The organism is Roseateles flavus (genome assembly GCF_039872765.1).
GTDB lineage: Bacteria > Pseudomonadota > Gammaproteobacteria > Burkholderiales > Burkholderiaceae_C > Roseateles_B > Roseateles_B flavus.
In genome coordinates, this window is sequence record NZ_JBDPZC010000010.1 from 1 (window position 1) to 17,468 (window position 17,468).

Here is a 17,468-nt window from a genome sequence, read left to right on the forward strand (position 1 = left end):
CGTGATGGACCACCCCCTACCGGCTTCGCCGGCCCCCTCAAGGGGGCAACACCGGCCGCCCGGCGGAGCCGGATCGGCGGTGTTCGCGCGGGGCGAGCGCCGGCTGCGCCGAGCGCTCTTTGCGTGGAGCGAGGTGACTGGCCATGAGTGATGAGACTGGCGTGATGGCCCCCCTACCGGCTTCGCCGGCCCCCTCAAGGGGGCAACACCGGCCGCCCGGCGGAGCCGGATCGGCGGTGTTCGCGCGGGGCGAGCGCCGGCTGCGCCGAGCGCTCTTTGCATGGAGCGAGGTGACTGGCCATGAGTGATGAGAGCTGGGGATTCGCGCTGCCGGCCTTCAAGCCGGAGGAGGCGCTTCTGAAACTGCGGCGGGACCTGCGCGAGCTGGGCCTGACGGAACGGGACGGGTGCTTCGAGCGGCGCGGCTCGGCGATCGCCCGGGCAGCGGTGGACGGCTCGACGCTGAAGGTGGCGATCGTGAAGCGGCCGGCGCGCACGCCCGAATGGACTGAGAAGACGGTCAAGGACAGCGCGCAGCAGCGCGACTTCCTGGCCCTGGTGAAGAAAAACCTCTCTGGCTGGAGTGATGCCGATGAGTGAGTTCTACGATGCCCTGGAGGCCCGCGACCCGCAGCTGCGCGAGGCCGCGCTGATGGCGGCGCTGCCGCGGCAGGTGGCGCAGGCGCAGGCGAACACAAGGGCCTTTGCGGAACTGCTGGCCGGCGTTGACGCCGCCCGCATCGATTCCCGTGCAGCCCTGGCCCGGCTGCCGGTCACGCGCAAGTCCGAGCTGCTGGCGCGCCAGCAGGCGGTGCGCGCCGGGGGCGGCGATGCCTTCGGGGGCTTCTCGGCCATCGGCTGGGGCGCGGCGCGGCGGGTGTTCCAGTCGCCCGGCACGATCTATGAGCCTGAAGGCGCGAGGCCCGACTACTGGCGCATGGCTCGCGCCCTGCATGCCGCCGGCCTGCGCGGCGGGGAGCTGCTGCACAACTGCTTCAGCTACCACCTGACCCCGGCCGGCTCCATGATGGAAGGCGGCGCGCATGCGCTGGGCTGCACGGTCTTCCCGGGCGGCGTGGGCAACACCGAGCTGCAGCTGCAGGCCATGGCCGAGCTGCGGCCCACCGGCTACATCGGCACGCCCAGCTTCCTCAAGATCCTCGTCGAGAAGGCCGCGGAGTCTGGCCAGGCGCTGAGCCTGCGCAAGGCCCTGGTCAGCGGCGAGGCCTTCCCCTCGGCTCTGAGGGACTGGTTGCTGGAGCGAGGCATTGCCGGCTACCAGTGCTATGCCACGGCCGATCTGGGCCTGATCGCCTACGAGACCCCGGCCCGCGAAGGCCTGGTGCTGGACGAGGGCGTGATCGTCGAGATCGTGCGCCCGGGCACCGGGGATCCGGTGGCCGAGGGCGAGGTGGGCGAGGTGGTGGTGACCACGCTGAACCCGGACTATCCGCTGATCCGCTTCGGCACGGGTGATCTCTCCGCCCTGATGCCCGGCACCTGCCCCACGGGCCGCACGAACGCCCGCATCAAGGGCTGGATGGGCCGAGCGGACCAGAGCGCCAAGGTGCGCGGCATGTTCGTGCACGCCGGTCAGGTGGGCGAGGTGCTCAAGCGCTTCCCCATGCTGGGCCGGGGCCGCCTGGTGGTGGAGGGCGAGCTGGCCCAGGATCGCATGCGCCTCGAAGTGGAGCTGGCCAGCGTGCCGGAAGGCCTGGCGGATCTGCTGGTCTCGGCCCTGCGCGACGTCACCAAGCTGCGCGGCGAAGTGCAGTTCGTGCCTCCCGGCCGCCTGCCCAATGACGGCCGGGTGATCGAGGACCGGCGCAAGTTCGACTGAGGGACCCGCGGCGGGCATCCGGCCGTCGCTTGTGTGCACTAGGTGCCCACATTCGTAGTTTCCGATGTGCGGATCAGCAGCGGCTCAACTAGCATGTCGCTGCCCCTGGCCACAACAAAGGAGACAGCCATGCGAACCCGTCCGACTGCCCTCGGCATGATCACCCTTGCCAGCCTGATGGCGCTGCCCCTGGCTGCCCGGGCCGACTACCCCGAGAAGCCCATCACCATCGTCGTGCCCTTCTCGGCCGGCGGCCCCACCGACAAGGTGGCCCGCGACCTCGCGGAGTCCCTGCGCAAGACGCTCAATGCCACGCTGGTGATCGAGAACGTCGGCGGCGCCGGCGGCACCCTCGGCGCCACCAAGGTGGCCAAGGCCGCGCCGGACGGCTATACCGTGCTGCTGCACCACATCGGCATGGCGACCTCGCCGGCCCTCTACCGCAACCTGCAGTACAAGACCCTGGACGACTTCGAGTACCTGGGCCTGATCAACGAGGTGCCCATGACCCTGGTGGCCAAGCCCACCATGGCCGCCGCGAACTACGGCGAGCTGGCCAAGTGGATCGCCGCCAACAAGGAGAAGGTCAACCTGGCCAATGCGGGCCTGGGCTCGGCCTCCCATCTGTGCGGCCTGCTGTTCCAGAGCACCATCAAGATCGACATGACCACCGTGCCGTACAAAGGCACCGGCCCGGCCATGACGGACCTGATCGGCGGTCAGGTCGACATCATGTGCGACCAGACCACCAACACCAGCTCGCAGATCGAAGGCGGCAAGATCAAGGCCTATGCCGTGACCTCCACCAAGCGCCTCGGCAGCCCGGCCCTGGCCAAGCTGCCCACGCTGGACGAGCTGGGCCTCAAGGGCTTCAACGTGGCCATCTGGCACGGTCTCTATGCGCCCAAGGGCACGCCCAAGCCCGTGCTGGACAAGCTCAATGCCGGCCTCAAGAAGGCCCTGCAGGACCCGGATCTGCACAAGCGCCAGGAGGCCCTGGGCGCGGTGATCGTGCAGGACGGGCGCGTCAACCCGGCCGAGCACAAGAAGTTCGTGACGGACGAGATCGCCAAGTGGGGCGTGGTGATCAAGGCGGCCGGCCAGTACGCAGATTGAGGGGCCGCGTCCCGATGAGCGCTTCTCTTCACGCCAGCGACGTGACCGATGCGGCGAGGCTGCCGCGTCGCCACTGGCTGGGCCTGAGCCTGGGCCTGGGGCTGGCGCTGGCCGCGCGGGGCGGCCTGGCCACCCCCGCTGCCGGCGTGCCCGCCACCGACAAGCGCCTGCCCGCCCTCATTCCCGACGACGTGCTGCTGGACTACCAGCGCTTCCTGGCGGGCCGGGACGCTGTGGGCATCAGCGACTTCGGCGGCCCGCATGCGCGCCGTGACGTGATCGAGGTGCTGCTGATGCAGCAGGCCCTGGCCCTGCAGGACAGCGAGCTGCGCCTGGGCCTGACGCCCATGCCCACCAGCCAGCGCCTGCAGGCCGAGCTGCGCTCCGGCCATGCCGCCTGCAGTGCGACCAGCTACTGGCGCGAGGACTTCCCCCAGGCGGACGGCCTGCTGTTCAGCGACGCCCTGCTGGGCGAAGGCGAGTTCGAGGTCGGCTTCTACACCACGCCGGAGAACGAACGGGCCCTGTCCGCCCGCAGCCTGCGCGATCTGCAGGGCCTGCGCGTGCTCAGCAACCGCAGCTGGCGCGTGGACTGGCTGACGCTGGAGCAGCTGGGCTTCACCGAGCTCCAGCACGTGGCCAGCTGGAATCTGATGCCGCGCATGGTGCAGCAGGGCCGCGCCGACCTGCTGCTGGCGCCCTTCCAGCCCACGTCGGATCTCTCCATGACCGTGGAGGGCGTTCGCCTGGTGCCGGTGCCCGGCCTGAAGCTGCGCATGCGGGGCACGCGGCATTTCCTGGTCTCCCGCACGCACCCGCTGGGGCCACGGCTGCGCGAGCAGCTCAATGCGGGCCTGGCCCGGCTGCGGCAGCAGGGCGTGGTCCGCCGCGCCTACGAGCAGTGCGGCTTCTTCAATGCCCGCGTGGCGGGATGGGCGCGGCTCTGAGCCGCCCGCTGCCGCAGGTCTTCAGCCCGGCAGCTCCACCAGCACGAACTGCTTTCGCACCGGCTCGATCACCTCGAACTCGCCACGAAACCCGGGCGGGATGACCGCACCTTCGCCAGGACCCACCTCGGTGCGGCTGCCGTCGGTGCCATGCAGGCAGACGCGGCCCTCCAGCACGTGGAAGTACTCCTGCTTGCCGGGCGCGAACTCGATGCGCCAGCGCCCCACCTCGCAGGCCCACACGCCCGCGCTCATGGGGCCGGCCTCGTGCATCAGCCAGGTCTGGCGCTGCGGCGCGCCCTCGACGCGGCGGTCCTCGCGCGGCTGGTCCCGTTGCGGGGGCAGGCCCTCGGTGCCGGTGATGGGGATGATGCGGGGAGCGGTGCTCATGGGATGCGCCTCCTCTCAGGCCTCGGCCGCGGTGCAGACCACGGCGAGCTTGTTGCCGTCGAGGTCGCGGAAGTAGGCGGCGTAGAAATTCGGGGCGTAGTCACGCAGGCCCGGCTTGCCCTCGCAGCGGCCGCCAGCGGCCAGGGCGGCCGCGTGCACCGCGTCCACCTGGGCGCGCGTGGCGGCGGCCAGGGCCAGCATGCTGCCATTGCCCGCCGTGGCGGGGGCGTCGTCGTAGGGCTTGCAGATCCAGAGGAAGGCCTTGGCATCGGGGGCGTCCGGGCCGTAGCCGCAGAACTCGTCGTCGGCATAGGTGGACTTGAGGCCCAGCGGTGCCAGCACGGCGTCGTAGAAGCGCCGGGCGGCCTGGCGGTCGTTGCTGCCCAGGGTGGCGTAGGAAAGCATGGCGGGTCCTTCTGAAACGGGAGCAGGCGGAGAGGGGGTCAGGTCATGCGCAGCGGAATGGTGACCGGGCCGTCGTTGACCAGGTGCACCTGCATGTCTGCGCCGAACTCGCCGCTTTGTACCAGCGGGTGCTGGCCGCGCGCGAAGCTCAGGCAATGCTCGTAGAGCCGGCGGCCCAGCTCGGCCGGCGCGGCGCCGGTGAAGCTGGGGCGGTTGCCGCTGCTGGTGTCGGCCGCCAGGGTGAACTGCGAGACGATCAGCAGGCCGCCGCCGACGTCCTGGACGCTGCGGTTCATCTTGCCCGCCTCGTCGCTGAAGACGCGCAGCTTGAGCACCTTCTGGACGAGCTTCTCGGCGACGGCCTCGGTGTCGCCAGGCTCGGCGCAGACCAGCACCAGGAAGCCGGCACCGATCTGGCCCGTGATGCGGCCGGCCACTTCGACGCGCGCTTCGCGCACGCGCTGCAGGATCGCGATCATGGGCCGATGCCCTCCTGGTCCTTGGGGTCGTTGAAATGCGCCTCGACGTCCATGGGCAGCAGCTGGATGCTGGCCCGCAGGCCCGGCACGGCGGCCATCAGCGCGCGCTCCACGGCGCCGCGCTCGGCCGCCGCCTGGCCCAGGGACCAGCCGGCGGGCATGTGCATGTGCATGTCCACGTAGCGGCGCGCGCCCGAGACGCGGGTGGCGATGTGGTCGAAGCGCACCTGCTGGTGGCTGCAGCGCTCCAGCACCGCGTGAATGGCGGCCTGGCTCTCGGCGTCCAGGGCCTCGTCCATCAGGCCCGCGGCGGATTCCATCACCAGCAGCGCGCCCTCGCGCAGGATGTTCAGGGCCACCAGCACCGCGATCACCGGGTCCAGCCACAGCCAGCCCGTGAGCATCACGCCGATCAGGCCGGCGACCACGCCGATGGAGGTCCAGACGTCGGTGAAGAGGTGGCGGGCGTCGGCCTCCAGGGCCATGGAGCGGTGCTCGCGGGCCTTCTTGAGCATGGCCCAGGCCAGGCCGCCGTTGAGCGCCGAGCTGACCAGGGACAGCACCATGCCCAGCCCCAGCTGTTCCACGGGCTGCGGGCTCAGCAGCCGGTGCACGGCGGCCCAGATGATGCCGGCCGCCGCCGCGAAGATCAGCACGCCCTCGAAGCCGCTGGAGAAGTACTCGGCCTTGTGGTGGCCGAAAGGGTGGTCCTCGTCCGGCGGGCGCTGGGCCACGGTCACCATGGCCAGCGCGAACATGGCGCCGGCCAGGTTGACCAGGGACTCCAGGGCGTCCGAGAGCAGGGAGACGGAGTCCGTCCAGTACCAGGCCCCGGTCTTCAGGGCGATGGTGACGGCGGCCACCGCGATGGAGAGCTTGAGGTAGCTGCTGACTTGCATGATGGACCGGATTCTCGCCGCAGGCAGGCTTGCCTTTTTGCAATGCGAACGGTTCGTCTTTCGTGAATGCTGCGTCCGCTGCCGCCAAGGTGGCGGTCCTACAATCGCCGCGAGTTCCGCGGGCTCGTCTGTCCCTCCCGCGTTTTCTGCCGAGCAGCCCCATGAAGAACGATCCCGCCCTGCACACCGACGTGTCCCACATCGCCCCGCGCGAGAAGGCCGAGATCCTGTCCCAGGCGCTGCCCTACATCCGCAAGTTCCACGGCAAGACCATCGTGATCAAGTACGGCGGCAACGCCATGACCGACCCGGTGCTGCAGCAGGACTTCGCCGAGGACGTGGTGCTGCTCAAGCTGGTCGGCATGAACCCCGTGGTGGTGCATGGCGGCGGCCCGCAGATCGAGGAACTGCTGACCAAGCTGGGCAAGAAGGGCCACTTCATCCAGGGCATGCGCGTCACCGACAAGGAGACCATGGACGTGGTCGAGTGGGTGCTGGCCGGCGAGGTGCAGCAGGACGTGGTCGGTCTGATCAACGCCGCCGGCGGCAAGGCCGTGGGCCTGACCGGTCGTGACGGCGGCATGATCCGCGCCAAGAAGCTCAAGGTCCAGGACAAGGACGACCCCAGCAAGGAGCACGACATCGGCCAGGTCGGGGACATCGTCTCCATCGACCCCAGCGTGGTGAAGGCCCTGCAGGACGACCAGTTCATCCCCGTCGTCAGCCCCATCGGCTTTGGCGAGAACAACGAGAGCTACAACATCAACGCTGATGTCGTGGCCGCCAAGCTCGCCACCGTGCTGCAGGCCGAGAAGCTGCTGATGCTCACCAACATCCGCGGCGTGCTGGACAAGGAAGGCCAGTTGATGACCGAGCTCACGCCCCGCCGCATCGACGAGCTGGTGGCCGATGGCACCATCAGTGGCGGCATGATCCCCAAGATCGCCGGCGCCATCGACGCGGCCAAGAGCGGCGTCAACGCGGTGCACATCATTGACGGCCGCGTGCCGCACGCCATGCTGCTGGAGATCCTGTCCGACCAGGCCTACGGCACCATGATCCGCTCGCACTGAGCCGCGGGCCTGATGCGGCGCCCACCCCTGCGCCACGCCGGCCGGGCTCGCCAGCATGGCGAGGGGCCGGTCTGGCTCTTCGATCTGGACAACACCCTGCACAACGCCTCGGACCGGGTGTTCGCCGCGCTCAATGTGGCCATGACGGCCTACATCGAGCAGCACCTGGGCGTCGACACGGCCGAGGCCAACCGCCTGCGCCGCCTCTACTGGGCCCGCTACGGCGCCACGCTGACCGGCCTGGTGCGCCACCACGGCGTGAACGCCGCGCACTTCCTGGCGCAGACCCACGCGCTGCCCGGCATGGAGGCGCACCTGCACGGCCATGCCCATGACCTGGCGGCACTGGCCCGCCTGCCCGGCCGCAAGTTCCTGCTGACCAACGGGCCCGGCGCCTATGCCTGGCGGGTGCTGCACGCGGTGGGCCTGGCCCATGCCTTCGAGGGCGTGATCGCGCTGGAGCAGATGGCCATGTTCGGCCAGCTGCGGCCCAAGCCGGATCGGCGCATGTTCCGCCATGTCCTGGCGCGTCTGAAGCTGGAACCCACGCGCTGCGTACTGGTCGAGGACAGCCTGATGCACCAGAAGGCCGCCCGCTCGCTGGGACTGCGCACCGTCTGGATCCAGCGCTGGACCAAGGCCTCCGTGCATGGCCCCGAGGCCCACCTGCCGCTGCGGCGCCGTCCGGCCTATGTGGACCAGCGCATCCACGGCCTGGGCGATCTGCGCTGGCGTGCACTCGTCCACGCTCCCGGCCGGCACGGAGGGGGTTTTCCATAGCCCCCCGATCACCCGATGCCAACGGCCTGTTTTTGACGGTAGCATCCGCCACGCAGAAGCAGCGGTGCGTCTGCCCCGCACAGCCGGGTACAGAAGAACGACAAGCCCATGTCATTGTTCAGCGTTCTGATCGTCGAAGACCAGGTCCGGTTCCGGGAAGCCTTCGAGAAATCCCTGTCCCAGGCCAGTGACATCCGTCTGCTGGGCATGGCGTCCGACCTGCAGCAGGGCCGGCGCATGTTCGACCAGCTGCGCCCCGACGTGCTCCTGGTGGACCTGGACCTCCCCGGCGGCAGCGGCATCGAGCTCATCCGCCATGCGGCCCAGGCCCATCCCGACTGCGAGGTCATGGTGATCTCGGTCTTCGGTGACGAGCAGCACGTGCTGTCCAGCATCGAGGCCGGCGCCACCGGCTACCTGCTCAAGGACAGCCTTGCCCTGGACCTCCCCGACCAGCTGCGCGCGCTGCGCAGCGGCGGCAGCCCCATCAGCCCCGTCATCGCCCGCCGGCTGCTGCTGCGCCTGAATGCCGGCACCCAGCATCTGCAGGGCCTGCCGCCCGAGACGGGCGCGGCGCCGCTGGACGAAAACGTCATCGCCCTGTCCGAGCAGGAATCCCGCGTGCTGCACCTGGCGGCCAAGGGCTTCACCTTCGACGAGATCGCGCAGTTCCTGCAGGTCTCGCCGCATACCGTCATGACCTATGTCAAGCGCATCTACCGCAAGCTGCAGGTGCGCTCCAAGGTCGAGGCCATCTACGAGGCGCGCCGCCTGGGCTGGCTGCGCGACTGAATCGACGGACCCACACAGGCCCGCGAGGGCCTGAAGATGGCCGAGGGCGCCACGGGCCTGTGCCAGAATCCACAGCGCCATGCACGTCGCCGCCTCCCCCGATCTGGACCCCGAAGACCCTGCCGCCGGTGCCCCCGAAGCGGCAGCGCCCGAGACCAAGCGCCGCACCCGCCCGAAGCCGGGCGAGCGCCGGGTGCAGATCCTGCAGACCCTGGCCAGCATGCTGGAGCAGCCCGGCGCCGAGCGCGTGACCACCGCCGCGCTGGCCGGCCGCCTGGAAGTCAGCGAGGCCGCGCTGTACCGCCACTTCGCCAGCAAGGCCCAGATGTTCGAGGGTCTGATCGAATTCATCGAGTCCAGCATCTACACCCTGCTGAACCAGATCACCGAGCGCGAGGCCACCGGCCTCGTGCAGGCGCAGCGCATCGTCTCGGTGCTGCTGCAGTTCGGCGAGCGCAACCCGGGCATGAGCCGGGTGATGGTGGGGGACGCCCTCGTCTACGAGAACGAGCGGCTGATCCAGCGCATGAACCTGTTCTTTGATCGCGTCGAGGCCACGTTGCGGCAGGTGCTGCGTCAGGCCGCCGAGGCCGAGGGCTCCGAGACCCCGACGGTGCAGGCCAATGCCCAGGCCTCGGTGCTGGTGAGCTTCATCATCGGCCGGCTGCAGCGCTATGCCCGTTCAGGCTTCAAGCGCATGCCCACCGAGCAGCTGGACGTCGCCCTGGCCCTGCTGACGCGTTGAGTCAGTGGCCCGCGCGGGCCGCTTGGGCCGCTTGGGCCGCTTGGGCCGCTTGGGCCGCTTGGGCCGCTTGGGCCGCTTGGGCCGCGTTTTACCTCTCATGCCCCGGTCCGCCGGGAAGACTGCCATGTCCACCGATGCCCTTGCCCAGTTCCTGAACCGCGCGGAAAGCCTGCTGGCCCGCGCGGAGTCCCTGCTGCCGCCGCAGCTCGGCGCGCCCGACTGGTCCGCCTCCAGCGCCTTCCGCTACCGCCGCCGGCGCGGCGTGCCGGTGCTGGAACCGGTGCGCCATGTGGCCACCATCCGGCTGGAGGCGCTGAAGGAGGTCGACGCCCAGAAGGAGCGCCTGTTGCAGAACAGCCGCCAGTTCGTTCAGGGCCGCCCGGCCAACAACGTGCTGCTGACCGGCGCGCGCGGCACGGGCAAGAGCTCGCTGATCAAGGCGGTGCTCAACGAGTTCTCGGACCAGGGCCTGCGCCTCATCGAGGTGGACAAGGCCGACCTCGTGGACCTGCCCGACCTCGTCGACCTGGTGGCCGAGCGCCCCGAGCGTTTCATCATCTTCTGCGACGACCTCAGCTTCGAGGAAGGCGAGGCCGGCTACAAGGCGCTGAAGTCCATGCTGGACGGCTCCATCGCCGCCGCGAGCGACAACGTGCTGATCTACGCCACCAGCAACCGCCGCCATCTGCTGCCCGAGCAGATGCGCGACAACCTCGCGGCCCGCGTCGACGAGAACGGCGAGCTGCACCCCGGCGAGGCCATCGAGGAGAAGGTGAGCCTGTCCGAGCGCTTCGGCCTGTGGATCAGCTTCTATCCCTTCAGCCAGCAGGAATACCTGGCCATCGCGGCCCAGTGGCTGCGGCACTTCGGCCTGGACGAGGCCGCCATCGCGGCCGCACGCCAGCCGGCGCTGGTCTGGGCCCTGGAGCGCGGCTCGCGCTCCGGCCGCGTGGCCTACCAGTTCGCCCGTGACCTGGCCGGGCGAGGGGGCCCCGACGCCGCGGCAGCGGCCCCTGCGGGCGACGCGCCCATCCCCGATGACCTGGACCAGGCCTGACCCCATGAAGAACGAATCGACGACGACCGCCTACCCCGCCGACCGCGTGCCCGTGGACGTGGCGGTGGGCGTGCTGGTGCAGCGCGACGCGCAAGGCCGCGAGGCCGACTTCCTGCTGACCTCCCGCCCCGAGGGCAAGGTCTACGCCGGCTACTGGGAATACCCGGGCGGCAAGCTGGAGGCCGGCGAGACCGTGGAGCAGGCCCTGCGCCGCGAGCTGCACGAGGAGCTGGGCATCACCATCGGCGCGGCCCACCCTTGGAAGATCGAGGTGATGGACTACCCCCACGCCCGCGTGCGCCTGCACTTCTGCAAGGTCTACGACTGGCAGGGCGAGTTCGAGATGCGCGAGGGCCAGCAGATGGCCTGGCAGGGCCTGCCGGTGACGGTGCAGCCCGTGCTGCCGGGCACCATTCCCGTGCTGCAGTGGTTCGCCGCCGAGCGCGGCTTTCAGGGGGCCACCCACCATGGCTGAGTACACTGCCGCCATGGATTGGCTGGATCAGATCAAGTGGGACGAGCAGGGCCTGGTGCCCGTCATCGCCCAGGAGCGCGACACGGGCGATGTGCTCATGTTCGCCTGGATGAACCGCGAGGCCCTGCGCCTCACCGCGGAGAAGGGCGAGGCCGTCTACTGGAGCCGCTCGCGCCAGAAGCTGTGGCACAAGGGCGAGGAGTCCGGCCACATCCAGCAGGTGCACGAGATGCGCCTGGACTGCGACAACGACGTCGTCCTGCTCAAGATCACCCAGCGCGGCCACGAGCCCGGCATCGCCTGCCACACCGGCCGCCACAGCTGCTTCTTCCAGCGCCTGGACGGCCAGCAGTGGACCGCCGTGGAGCCAGTGCTCAAGGACCCACACCAGATCTACAGCAAGTGAGCGCGATGAACGGCAATGACATCCTGGCCCGCCTGGGCGAGACCATCGATTCCCGCAAGCCCGAGGCCGGCGGCGACCCGTCGGCGAGCTATGTGGCCAAGCTCTTCCACAAGGGCCTGGACAGCATCCTGAAGAAGATCGGCGAGGAAGCCACCGAGGTCGTGCTGGCCGCCAAGGATGGCGACCCCGCCAAGCTCACCTACGAAGTGGCCGACCTCTGGTTCCACTCCATGATCGCCCTCAGCGCCCTGGGCCTGAAGCCGGCGGACGTGCTGAACGAGCTGGCGCGGCGCGAGGGGCTGTCGGGGTTGGAGGAGTTTGCGGCGCGGCCCAAGGGCTGAGCGCAGGCGCAAGGGGACGGAACGAGCTGAAGAACAGGCCGCCGTCGAGGATCAGCACAGTCCAGGGAGGACACGCGATGGAACACACACTGCACCGGCCGGCCCGGCCCGAGATGACGGCACAGCGGGAGCAAAGCCTGCGCCAGCTGACGCTGACGATGTATCTGCTCTACGGCTTCAGCCTGTTCACCGGCCTGCCGGTGGTGGTGGCGCTGATGCTGAACTACGTGCGCCTGTCGGAAAGCCGGGGCACGATCTATCACAGCCATCTGCGCTGGGCGCTGCACACCTTCTGGTGGGGCATGGCCTGGACGCTCCTGGGCTGGTGCATGCTGGCCCTGGGTGCAGGCAGCATCCTGAACCTGATCTACGGCGGCCTTGAGCCTTCCGACCTGGTCCGGCACTTCGCGGGCTTCAGCGGAACCGGCATGGTTGTGCTGGCGTTGAACTGGCTCTGGCTGCTGTCCCGCCTTGTGCGCGGCTTGCTGAACTGGAACGAATATCGCCGCATGCGGTAACGGACCGCATGCCCAGCCCTGCAAAGAGGAACCCATGTCCCACGACCCCAACTGCATCTTCTGCAAGATCATCGCCGGCCAGATCCCCTCGAAGAAGGTCTACGAGGATGAGGAGCTGCTGGCCTTCCATGACATCCACCCCTGGGCGCCGGTCCATGTGCTGATCATCCCCAAGCTGCATATCGCCAGCATGGTGGAGCTGACGGAGGCTCATGCGCCGCTGCTGGGCAAGATGAGCGTGCTCGCACCCAAGCTGATGAAGGAGTTGGGCGTGAGCAACGGTTTCCGCACGGTGATCAACACCGGGCCGGACGGCGGGCAGGAGGTCTACCACCTGCACATGCATGCCATGGGCGGGCCCAGGCCGTGGCTGAAGGGCTGACGGCGCCTTCTTGAAACTTTGATGAATCAGGGGCATCTGTCCAGTCGCAAGGGACTGTCATGGCAGGCGCCTAGAATCGAGCATTCGCTTTTGAGGAGACCACGATGGGTGGACTGAGCATTTGGCACTGGCTGATCGTGCTGGTGGTGGTGGTGATGGTGTTCGGCACCAAGAAGTTGCGCAATGTGGGCTCGGACCTCGGCGCGGCGGTCAAGGGCTTCAAGGACGGCATGAAGGACGGTTCCGCCGCTGACGCCCCCGCTCAGCAGGTGAGCCACAACAAGGCGCAGGACCCGAACACGGTCGACGTCGACGCCAAGACCAAGTCCTGAGCTGAGCACGGATGATTGATTTCGGCTTTGACAAGCTGGCGCTGATCGGCGCCGTGGCCCTGATCGTGATCGGACCGGAGCGCCTGCCCAAGGTGGCGCGCACGGCTGGTCATCTCATGGGCAAGGCCCGGCGCTATGTGGCCGAGGTCAAGGCCGAGGTCAACCGCTCCATGGAGCTCGAAGAGCTCAAGAAGATGAAGGGCCAGTTCGAGGACGCTGCGCGCGACGTCGAACAGAGCGTCCAGCAGGAAGTCAATTCCGCCACCCAGGCCTTTGACCAGACCTGGCAGAGCATTGGCGGCGAGGGCAGCAGCTATGAGCCGCTGCCGCCCAGCTATCGCCACCCGGGCAAGAAGTGGCGCGTCAAGCGCGGCGCGGTGCCGCTCTGGTACAAGAAGCAGCAGGGAGTGCGCCGCCATGTGCAGTCCGGTGCGGCGCGCGTGGCCCGGTTCCGCCCTTCCTCGCGATTCTGATCCTGCCCTGACAAGCCGAGAAGGCGTCCCTTCCCATGAGTTCCTCTCCCGAAGACGAACTGGCTGGCACCGAGCAGCCCTTCGTGTCGCACCTGATCGAGCTGCGTGATCGCCTGATCCGCGCGCTGCTGGCCATCGGCGTGGCCTTCGGCCTGCTGTGCCTCTATCCCGGCCCTGCCGGCCTCTACGACCTGCTGGCGGCGCCGCTCGTGGCGCATCTGCCCAAGGGCTCGTCGATGATCGCCACCAATGTGCTCTCGCCCTTCCTGGTGCCGCTGAAGATCACGATGCTGGCGGGCTTCCTCGTGGCGCTGCCGGTGGTGCTGTACCAGGTCTGGGCCTTCGTGGCGCCTGGGCTCTATTCGCACGAGAAGCGTCTGGTCCTGCCCCTGGTGGTCTCCAGCACAGTGCTCTTCTTCATCGGCGTGGCCTTCTGCTATTTCTTCGTCTTCGGCCAGGTCTTCAAGTTCATCCAGGGCTTTGCGCCCAAGAGCATCATGGCGGCGCCGGACATCGAGGCCTACCTGGGCTTCGTGATGACCATGTTCATCGCCTTCGGTGCGGCCTTCGAGGTGCCCGTGGTGGTGGTGGTGCTGGCCCGCATGGGCCTGGTGACGGTCGAGAAGCTGCGCGAGTTCCGGGGCTACTTCATCGTGCTGGCCTTCGTGATCGCGGCCATCATCACGCCCCCGGACATCGTCTCCCAGCTGGCCCTGGCCATCCCCATGTGCCTGCTGTACGAGCTGGGCATCTGGTCCGCCGGCGCCTTCATTCGCGCCACCAAGGCCCCCGACGACACCGACGACGCCAAGGACGCCGCGGGCTGACCGCCCGCCCCGGCAAACGGCCAAGCGCGGGCCTTCCCGCTGCCTGACGCCTCAGTTCGGGTTGTCTTCCGCCTTGGGCCGCGGCCGCTGGCCGACCTTCAGCACGAAGGCCTTGCGCTCGGCGCCGCGCTGTACTTCCAGCCTGGCCTGGCTGCCGGGTGTCAGGGCCGCCACGGTCGTCAGCAGCTCGTTGGGGCTCTGCACGGTCTTGCCGGCCACGCTGAGCACCACATCGCCCGGCTTGATGCCGGCCTGTTCCGCCGGCCCCTTGAGGATCACGCCGCTGACCATCACGCCGCGCAGCTGCGGCAGATGGAAGGCCTCCAGCACCTCGGGGGTGATCTCGCGCGTCTGCACGCCCACCCAGCCGCGCAAGACCTGACCCTGCTTGATCAGCGCCTCCATCACCTCGCGGGCCAGGCTCACGGGGATGGCGAAGCCGATGCCCATGCTGCCGCCGCTGCGCGAGTAGATGGCGGTGTTGATGCCCAGCAGCTGGCCTTGCGTGTCCACCAGGGCGCCGCCGGAGTTGCCGGGGTTGATGGCGGCATCGGTCTGGATGAAGTTCTCGAAGGTCGACAGGCCCAGCTGCTTGCGACCCAGGGCGCTGACGATGCCCGAGGTCACCGTCTGGCCCACGTTGAAGGGGTTGCCGATGGCCAGCACGGCGTCGCCCACCTGCAGGCTGTCGGCTTCGCCCAGGCGCATCACCGGCAGATTGGGCAGGCGGATGCGCAGCACGGCGAGGTCGGTGTCGGGGTCGGTGCCGATCAGCTCGGCGGTGGTCTCGCGGCCGTCGCTGAGCTGGATCAGGATCTCGGTGGCGTTCTCGACCACATGGTTGTTGGTGAGCACATAGCCTTCGGGCGACACGATGACGCCGGAGCCGGTGCCGCGCGGGCCATCGGGCTCGTCCTCGTCGGGGCTGCCGCCGTGGTAGCGCAGCCAGGCTTCCTCCTCCTCGCTGAGCGGCTGGCCGGGCTTGCTGGCGCTGATGCTCACCACGGCCGGCGCCGCCAGGCGGGCGGCCTCCGCATAGCCGGGGCGCTTGCCGCTGCTGGCGCCTTGCTGCAGGCTGGGGGCCGGATGCAGGCTGCCCTGCAGCCATTGCGGCTTCAGCGTGGCCACCACGAAGTAGCCGGCCAGCGCCACGGTCGTGGCCTGGGAGAAAATCAGCCAGGACCGGCGCAGGGGCGAGGGCGCTCCCGCAGGCTGGGAGGAAGACGAGGACGATGTGGACATGAAGGAAGACATTGCAACGACCGGGCGGATCAGGCCCCAGGCCCTGCCGCGCGAGGCACTGCTGCGCTTGCTGGACGGCTGGCTGGAGCCGGGTCGTTTCAAGGATTATGGGCCCAACGGTCTGCAGCTTGAGGGTAAGCCCGAGGTGCGGCGCGTGCTGTGTGGCGTGACCGCCAGCCTGGCCCTGATCGAGGCGGCCATCGAGCGCGGCGCTGATGCGCTGCTGGTCCACCACGGCCTCTTCTGGCGCGGCCAGGAGCAGCGCTTGACGGGCTGGATGAAGACCCGCGTGCAGCGCCTGCTGGCCCACGACATCAACCTGATCGCCTACCACCTGCCACTGGACGCCCATGCCGAGCTGGGCAACAACGCGCAGCTGGGCCGCCAGTTCGGCTGGACGGCGGATGCCCGCTTCGGTGACCAGGACCTGGGCTTCTCGGGCCCCCTGCCCGAAGGTCAGCAGACCCTGGCCGGCCTGACGGGCGTGCTGGAACGGCAGCTCGCGCGCCCCGTCCTGGCCATCCCGGGCGATGGGCGGCCGCTGCGCCGCGTGGCCTGGTGCACCGGTGGGGCGCAGGGCTACTTCGAGGCGGCGATCGCCAGCGGGGCCGACGTCTTCCTGACCGGCGAGATTTCCGAGCCCCAGGCCCATTACGCGGCCGAGACCGGCGTGGCCTTCGTTGCCGCCGGCCACCATGCCACGGAGCGCTACGGTGTGCAGGCCCTGGGCCGGCGCCTGGCCGATGAAGCCGGCCTCGACGTCGAGTTCCTGGACCTCCCCAACCCTGCATGAAGCCGCGAGCGATGAGCCATCTCAAGCCCTTGCTGATCACCCAGGGCGATGCCTGCGGGATCGGTCCCGAAGTCGCCGTGGCAGCCTGGGCTGCCGAACAGACCGCGCCTGGCGCCCGCCCCCTGTGCCTGGTGGGCGACGCCGCCGTCTGGCGCCGGGCCCTGCGCCTGGCCGGCCTGGAACGCCCTGTGGCCCTGCTGGACGATCCGTCGGAGGCCGCGGGCGCGCCCGTGCGCTGTCTGCCCGTGTGGCAGCCGCCGGGCCTGCCCCCGGGGCTGGTGGACGAGCCTCTGGGGCGGATCAGTGCCCAGGCTGGTGCAGCCGCGGCGTGCTGCATCGAGGCGGCGGTGGCCGCCGTGCAGGCGGGGCAGGGCGCCGGCATCGTCACCGCGCCCATCCACAAGGAGGCCCTGCATGCGGCGGGCGTGCCATTTCCCGGCCACACGGAGATGCTGCAGGCCCTGGCCACCGCGCCGGGTGCCGAGCCGCCTGCGGTGCGCATGATGCTGGCCAACGAGGAGCTGCGCACGGTGCTGGTGACCATCCACGTGTCCCTGCGCCGCGCCATCGAGCAGGTCACGCGGGAAGCCGTGCTGCAGACCCTGCGCATCACCCAGGACTCGCTGCGCCGCTTCGGCCTCGCGGCGCCGCGCATCGCGGTGGCGGGCCTGAATCCGCATGCCGGCGAAGGCGGCCTGTTCGGTGACGAAGAGATCCGGGAGATCATCCCCGCCATCGCCGCGGCCCGCGCCGAAGGCATCGACGCCCAGGGGCCGTTCCCGCCGGACACCATCTTCATGCGCGCCCGCCACGCGCCCCCGCATCACCCGGGCGCCTTCGACGTGGTCGTGGCGATGACGCACGACCATGGCCTGATCCCCGTGAAGTACTTGGGCGTGGAGCAGGGCGTCAACGTCACCCTGGGCCTGCCCTTCGTGCGCACCAGCCCGGACCATGGCACGGCCTTCGACATCGTCGGCCAGGGCCGGGCCGATCCGGCGAGCATGCGGGCGGCGTTGCGGATGGCGTGGCAGCTCTGCGGTGCCTGAGCGCGAGGGCTCCGCCTCGGCAGGGGTGGGGGGACCACGTGCACGGATCAGGCGGCTCTGAGGTCCTGATCGAGCGCCGCAGGGGGGCGACGCCAGTCGCCCCGCCG

General features: G+C 69.5%; 24 protein-coding genes. 19 read left to right on the forward strand and 5 right to left on the reverse strand.

The window, feature by feature from the left end; translation table 11 throughout:
• Positions 1–300 precede the first annotated feature (300 nt).
• The 4 genes from ABDJ40_RS18875 to ABDJ40_RS18890 all read left to right on the forward strand — a co-directional run bounded on the left by ABDJ40_RS18875 (position 301) and on the right by ABDJ40_RS18890 (position 3,903).
• Positions 301–600 (forward strand): hypothetical protein, encoded by a 300-nt coding sequence (locus ABDJ40_RS18875; protein ID WP_347611929.1) that lies wholly within the window; start codon positions 301–303, stop codon positions 598–600.
• Positions 593–1,840, forward strand: a complete 1,248-nt coding sequence (locus ABDJ40_RS18880) for a phenylacetate--CoA ligase family protein (RefSeq protein WP_347611930.1) — start codon at positions 593–595, stop codon at positions 1,838–1,840. Before ABDJ40_RS18875 ends, ABDJ40_RS18880 begins: the two co-directional genes overlap by 8 nt.
• A gap of 156 nt (positions 1,841–1,996) precedes the next feature.
• Positions 1,997–2,956, forward strand: a complete 960-nt coding sequence (locus tag ABDJ40_RS18885) for a tripartite tricarboxylate transporter substrate-binding protein (protein WP_347612205.1) — start codon at positions 1,997–1,999, stop codon at positions 2,954–2,956.
• Positions 2,957–2,970: 14 nt separating this feature from the next.
• Entirely contained in the window at positions 2,971–3,903 is a 933-nt protein-coding gene (locus ABDJ40_RS18890) for a hypothetical protein (RefSeq protein ID WP_347611931.1), read from the forward strand.
• Between the two features lie 21 nt (positions 3,904–3,924).
• On the opposite strand, the gene ABDJ40_RS18895 is transcribed toward ABDJ40_RS18890, so the two are convergent.
• From ABDJ40_RS18895 to ABDJ40_RS18910, 4 genes are read right to left on the reverse strand one after another with little or no spacing between them, the layout of a single operon-like run.
• Positions 3,925–4,293: a cupin domain-containing protein gene (locus tag ABDJ40_RS18895; RefSeq protein WP_347611934.1), complete on the reverse strand. Its 369-nt coding sequence runs from the start codon at positions 4,291–4,293 to the stop codon at positions 3,925–3,927.
• A 15-nt stretch (positions 4,294–4,308) separates the two neighbouring features.
• On the reverse strand, positions 4,309–4,698 hold the full coding sequence (locus tag ABDJ40_RS18900) for a VOC family protein (protein WP_347611936.1): 390 nt from the start codon (positions 4,696–4,698) through the stop codon (positions 4,309–4,311).
• Between the two features lie 38 nt (positions 4,699–4,736).
• The gene (gene dtd, locus ABDJ40_RS18905; RefSeq protein ID WP_347611937.1) at positions 4,737–5,177 is read right to left on the reverse strand and encodes a D-aminoacyl-tRNA deacylase; all 441 of its coding nucleotides are present in this window, start codon (positions 5,175–5,177) and stop codon (positions 4,737–4,739) included.
• Positions 5,174–6,076: a cation diffusion facilitator family transporter gene (locus ABDJ40_RS18910; RefSeq protein WP_347611938.1), complete on the reverse strand. Its 903-nt coding sequence runs from the start codon at positions 6,074–6,076 to the stop codon at positions 5,174–5,176. The genes dtd and ABDJ40_RS18910 overlap by 4 nt, the downstream gene beginning before the upstream one ends.
• 161 nt (positions 6,077–6,237) lie before the next feature.
• Here ABDJ40_RS18910 and argB point away from each other — a divergent pair, with 161 nt between their 5' ends.
• The 13 genes from argB to tatC all read left to right on the forward strand — a co-directional run bounded on the left by argB (position 6,238) and on the right by tatC (position 14,277).
• A complete protein-coding gene (gene argB, locus ABDJ40_RS18915; RefSeq protein WP_269629953.1) occupies positions 6,238–7,149 on the forward strand; it encodes an acetylglutamate kinase in 912 nt (303 codons plus the stop codon).
• 12 nt (positions 7,150–7,161) lie between these two features.
• Positions 7,162–7,929 (forward strand): pyrimidine 5'-nucleotidase, encoded by a 768-nt coding sequence (locus ABDJ40_RS18920; RefSeq protein ID WP_347611940.1) that lies wholly within the window; start codon positions 7,162–7,164, stop codon positions 7,927–7,929.
• Between the two features lie 108 nt (positions 7,930–8,037).
• Complete coding sequence (locus ABDJ40_RS18925; protein WP_347611941.1) at positions 8,038–8,721, forward strand: response regulator; 684 nt, start codon at positions 8,038–8,040, stop codon at positions 8,719–8,721.
• 79 nt (positions 8,722–8,800) lie between these two features.
• Positions 8,801–9,466: a nucleoid occlusion factor SlmA gene (gene slmA, locus ABDJ40_RS18930; protein WP_269629951.1), complete on the forward strand. Its 666-nt coding sequence runs from the start codon at positions 8,801–8,803 to the stop codon at positions 9,464–9,466.
• A 124-nt stretch (positions 9,467–9,590) separates the two neighbouring features.
• Positions 9,591–10,523: an ATP-binding protein gene (locus ABDJ40_RS18935; protein ID WP_347611943.1), complete on the forward strand. Its 933-nt coding sequence runs from the start codon at positions 9,591–9,593 to the stop codon at positions 10,521–10,523.
• Positions 10,524–10,527: 4 nt separating this feature from the next.
• Positions 10,528–10,998, forward strand: coding sequence for an NUDIX domain-containing protein (locus tag ABDJ40_RS18940; protein WP_347611944.1), 471 nt, complete (start codon positions 10,528–10,530; stop codon positions 10,996–10,998).
• 13 nt (positions 10,999–11,011) lie between these two features.
• Complete coding sequence (hisI, locus tag ABDJ40_RS18945; RefSeq protein ID WP_347612207.1) at positions 11,012–11,404, forward strand: phosphoribosyl-AMP cyclohydrolase; 393 nt, start codon at positions 11,012–11,014, stop codon at positions 11,402–11,404.
• 5 nt (positions 11,405–11,409) lie between these two features.
• Positions 11,410–11,745: a phosphoribosyl-ATP diphosphatase gene (locus ABDJ40_RS18950; RefSeq protein WP_183104954.1), complete on the forward strand. Its 336-nt coding sequence runs from the start codon at positions 11,410–11,412 to the stop codon at positions 11,743–11,745.
• 77 nt (positions 11,746–11,822) lie between these two features.
• Positions 11,823–12,263 carry a DUF4870 family protein gene (locus ABDJ40_RS18955; RefSeq protein ID WP_347611945.1) on the forward strand — a complete coding sequence of 147 codons (441 nt, stop codon included), beginning with the start codon at positions 11,823–11,825 and terminating at the stop codon, positions 12,261–12,263.
• 34 nt (positions 12,264–12,297) lie between these two features.
• The gene (locus tag ABDJ40_RS18960; RefSeq protein WP_347611946.1) at positions 12,298–12,645 is read left to right on the forward strand and encodes a histidine triad nucleotide-binding protein; all 348 of its coding nucleotides are present in this window, start codon (positions 12,298–12,300) and stop codon (positions 12,643–12,645) included.
• Between the two features lie 104 nt (positions 12,646–12,749).
• Positions 12,750–12,977 carry a Sec-independent protein translocase subunit TatA gene (gene tatA / locus ABDJ40_RS18965; RefSeq protein WP_269629947.1) on the forward strand — a complete coding sequence of 76 codons (228 nt, stop codon included), beginning with the start codon at positions 12,750–12,752 and terminating at the stop codon, positions 12,975–12,977.
• A gap of 11 nt (positions 12,978–12,988) precedes the next feature.
• Complete coding sequence (tatB, locus tag ABDJ40_RS18970; RefSeq protein ID WP_347611948.1) at positions 12,989–13,450, forward strand: Sec-independent protein translocase protein TatB; 462 nt, start codon at positions 12,989–12,991, stop codon at positions 13,448–13,450.
• A 35-nt stretch (positions 13,451–13,485) separates the two neighbouring features.
• Entirely contained in the window at positions 13,486–14,277 is a 792-nt protein-coding gene (gene tatC, locus ABDJ40_RS18975; RefSeq protein ID WP_347611951.1) for a twin-arginine translocase subunit TatC, read from the forward strand.
• A 51-nt stretch (positions 14,278–14,328) separates the two neighbouring features.
• On the opposite strand, the gene ABDJ40_RS18980 is transcribed toward tatC, so the two are convergent.
• Entirely contained in the window at positions 14,329–15,468 is a 1,140-nt protein-coding gene (locus ABDJ40_RS18980) for a S1C family serine protease (protein WP_430765662.1), read from the reverse strand.
• A 49-nt stretch (positions 15,469–15,517) separates the two neighbouring features.
• Here ABDJ40_RS18980 and ABDJ40_RS18985 point away from each other — a divergent pair, with 49 nt between their 5' ends.
• A complete protein-coding gene (locus ABDJ40_RS18985) occupies positions 15,518–16,312 on the forward strand; it encodes a Nif3-like dinuclear metal center hexameric protein (protein WP_347611955.1) in 795 nt (264 codons plus the stop codon).
• 11 nt (positions 16,313–16,323) lie between these two features.
• Entirely contained in the window at positions 16,324–17,361 is a 1,038-nt protein-coding gene (gene pdxA, locus ABDJ40_RS18990; RefSeq protein WP_347611958.1) for a 4-hydroxythreonine-4-phosphate dehydrogenase PdxA, read from the forward strand.
• The last annotated feature ends 107 nt before the right edge of the window (positions 17,362–17,468 follow it).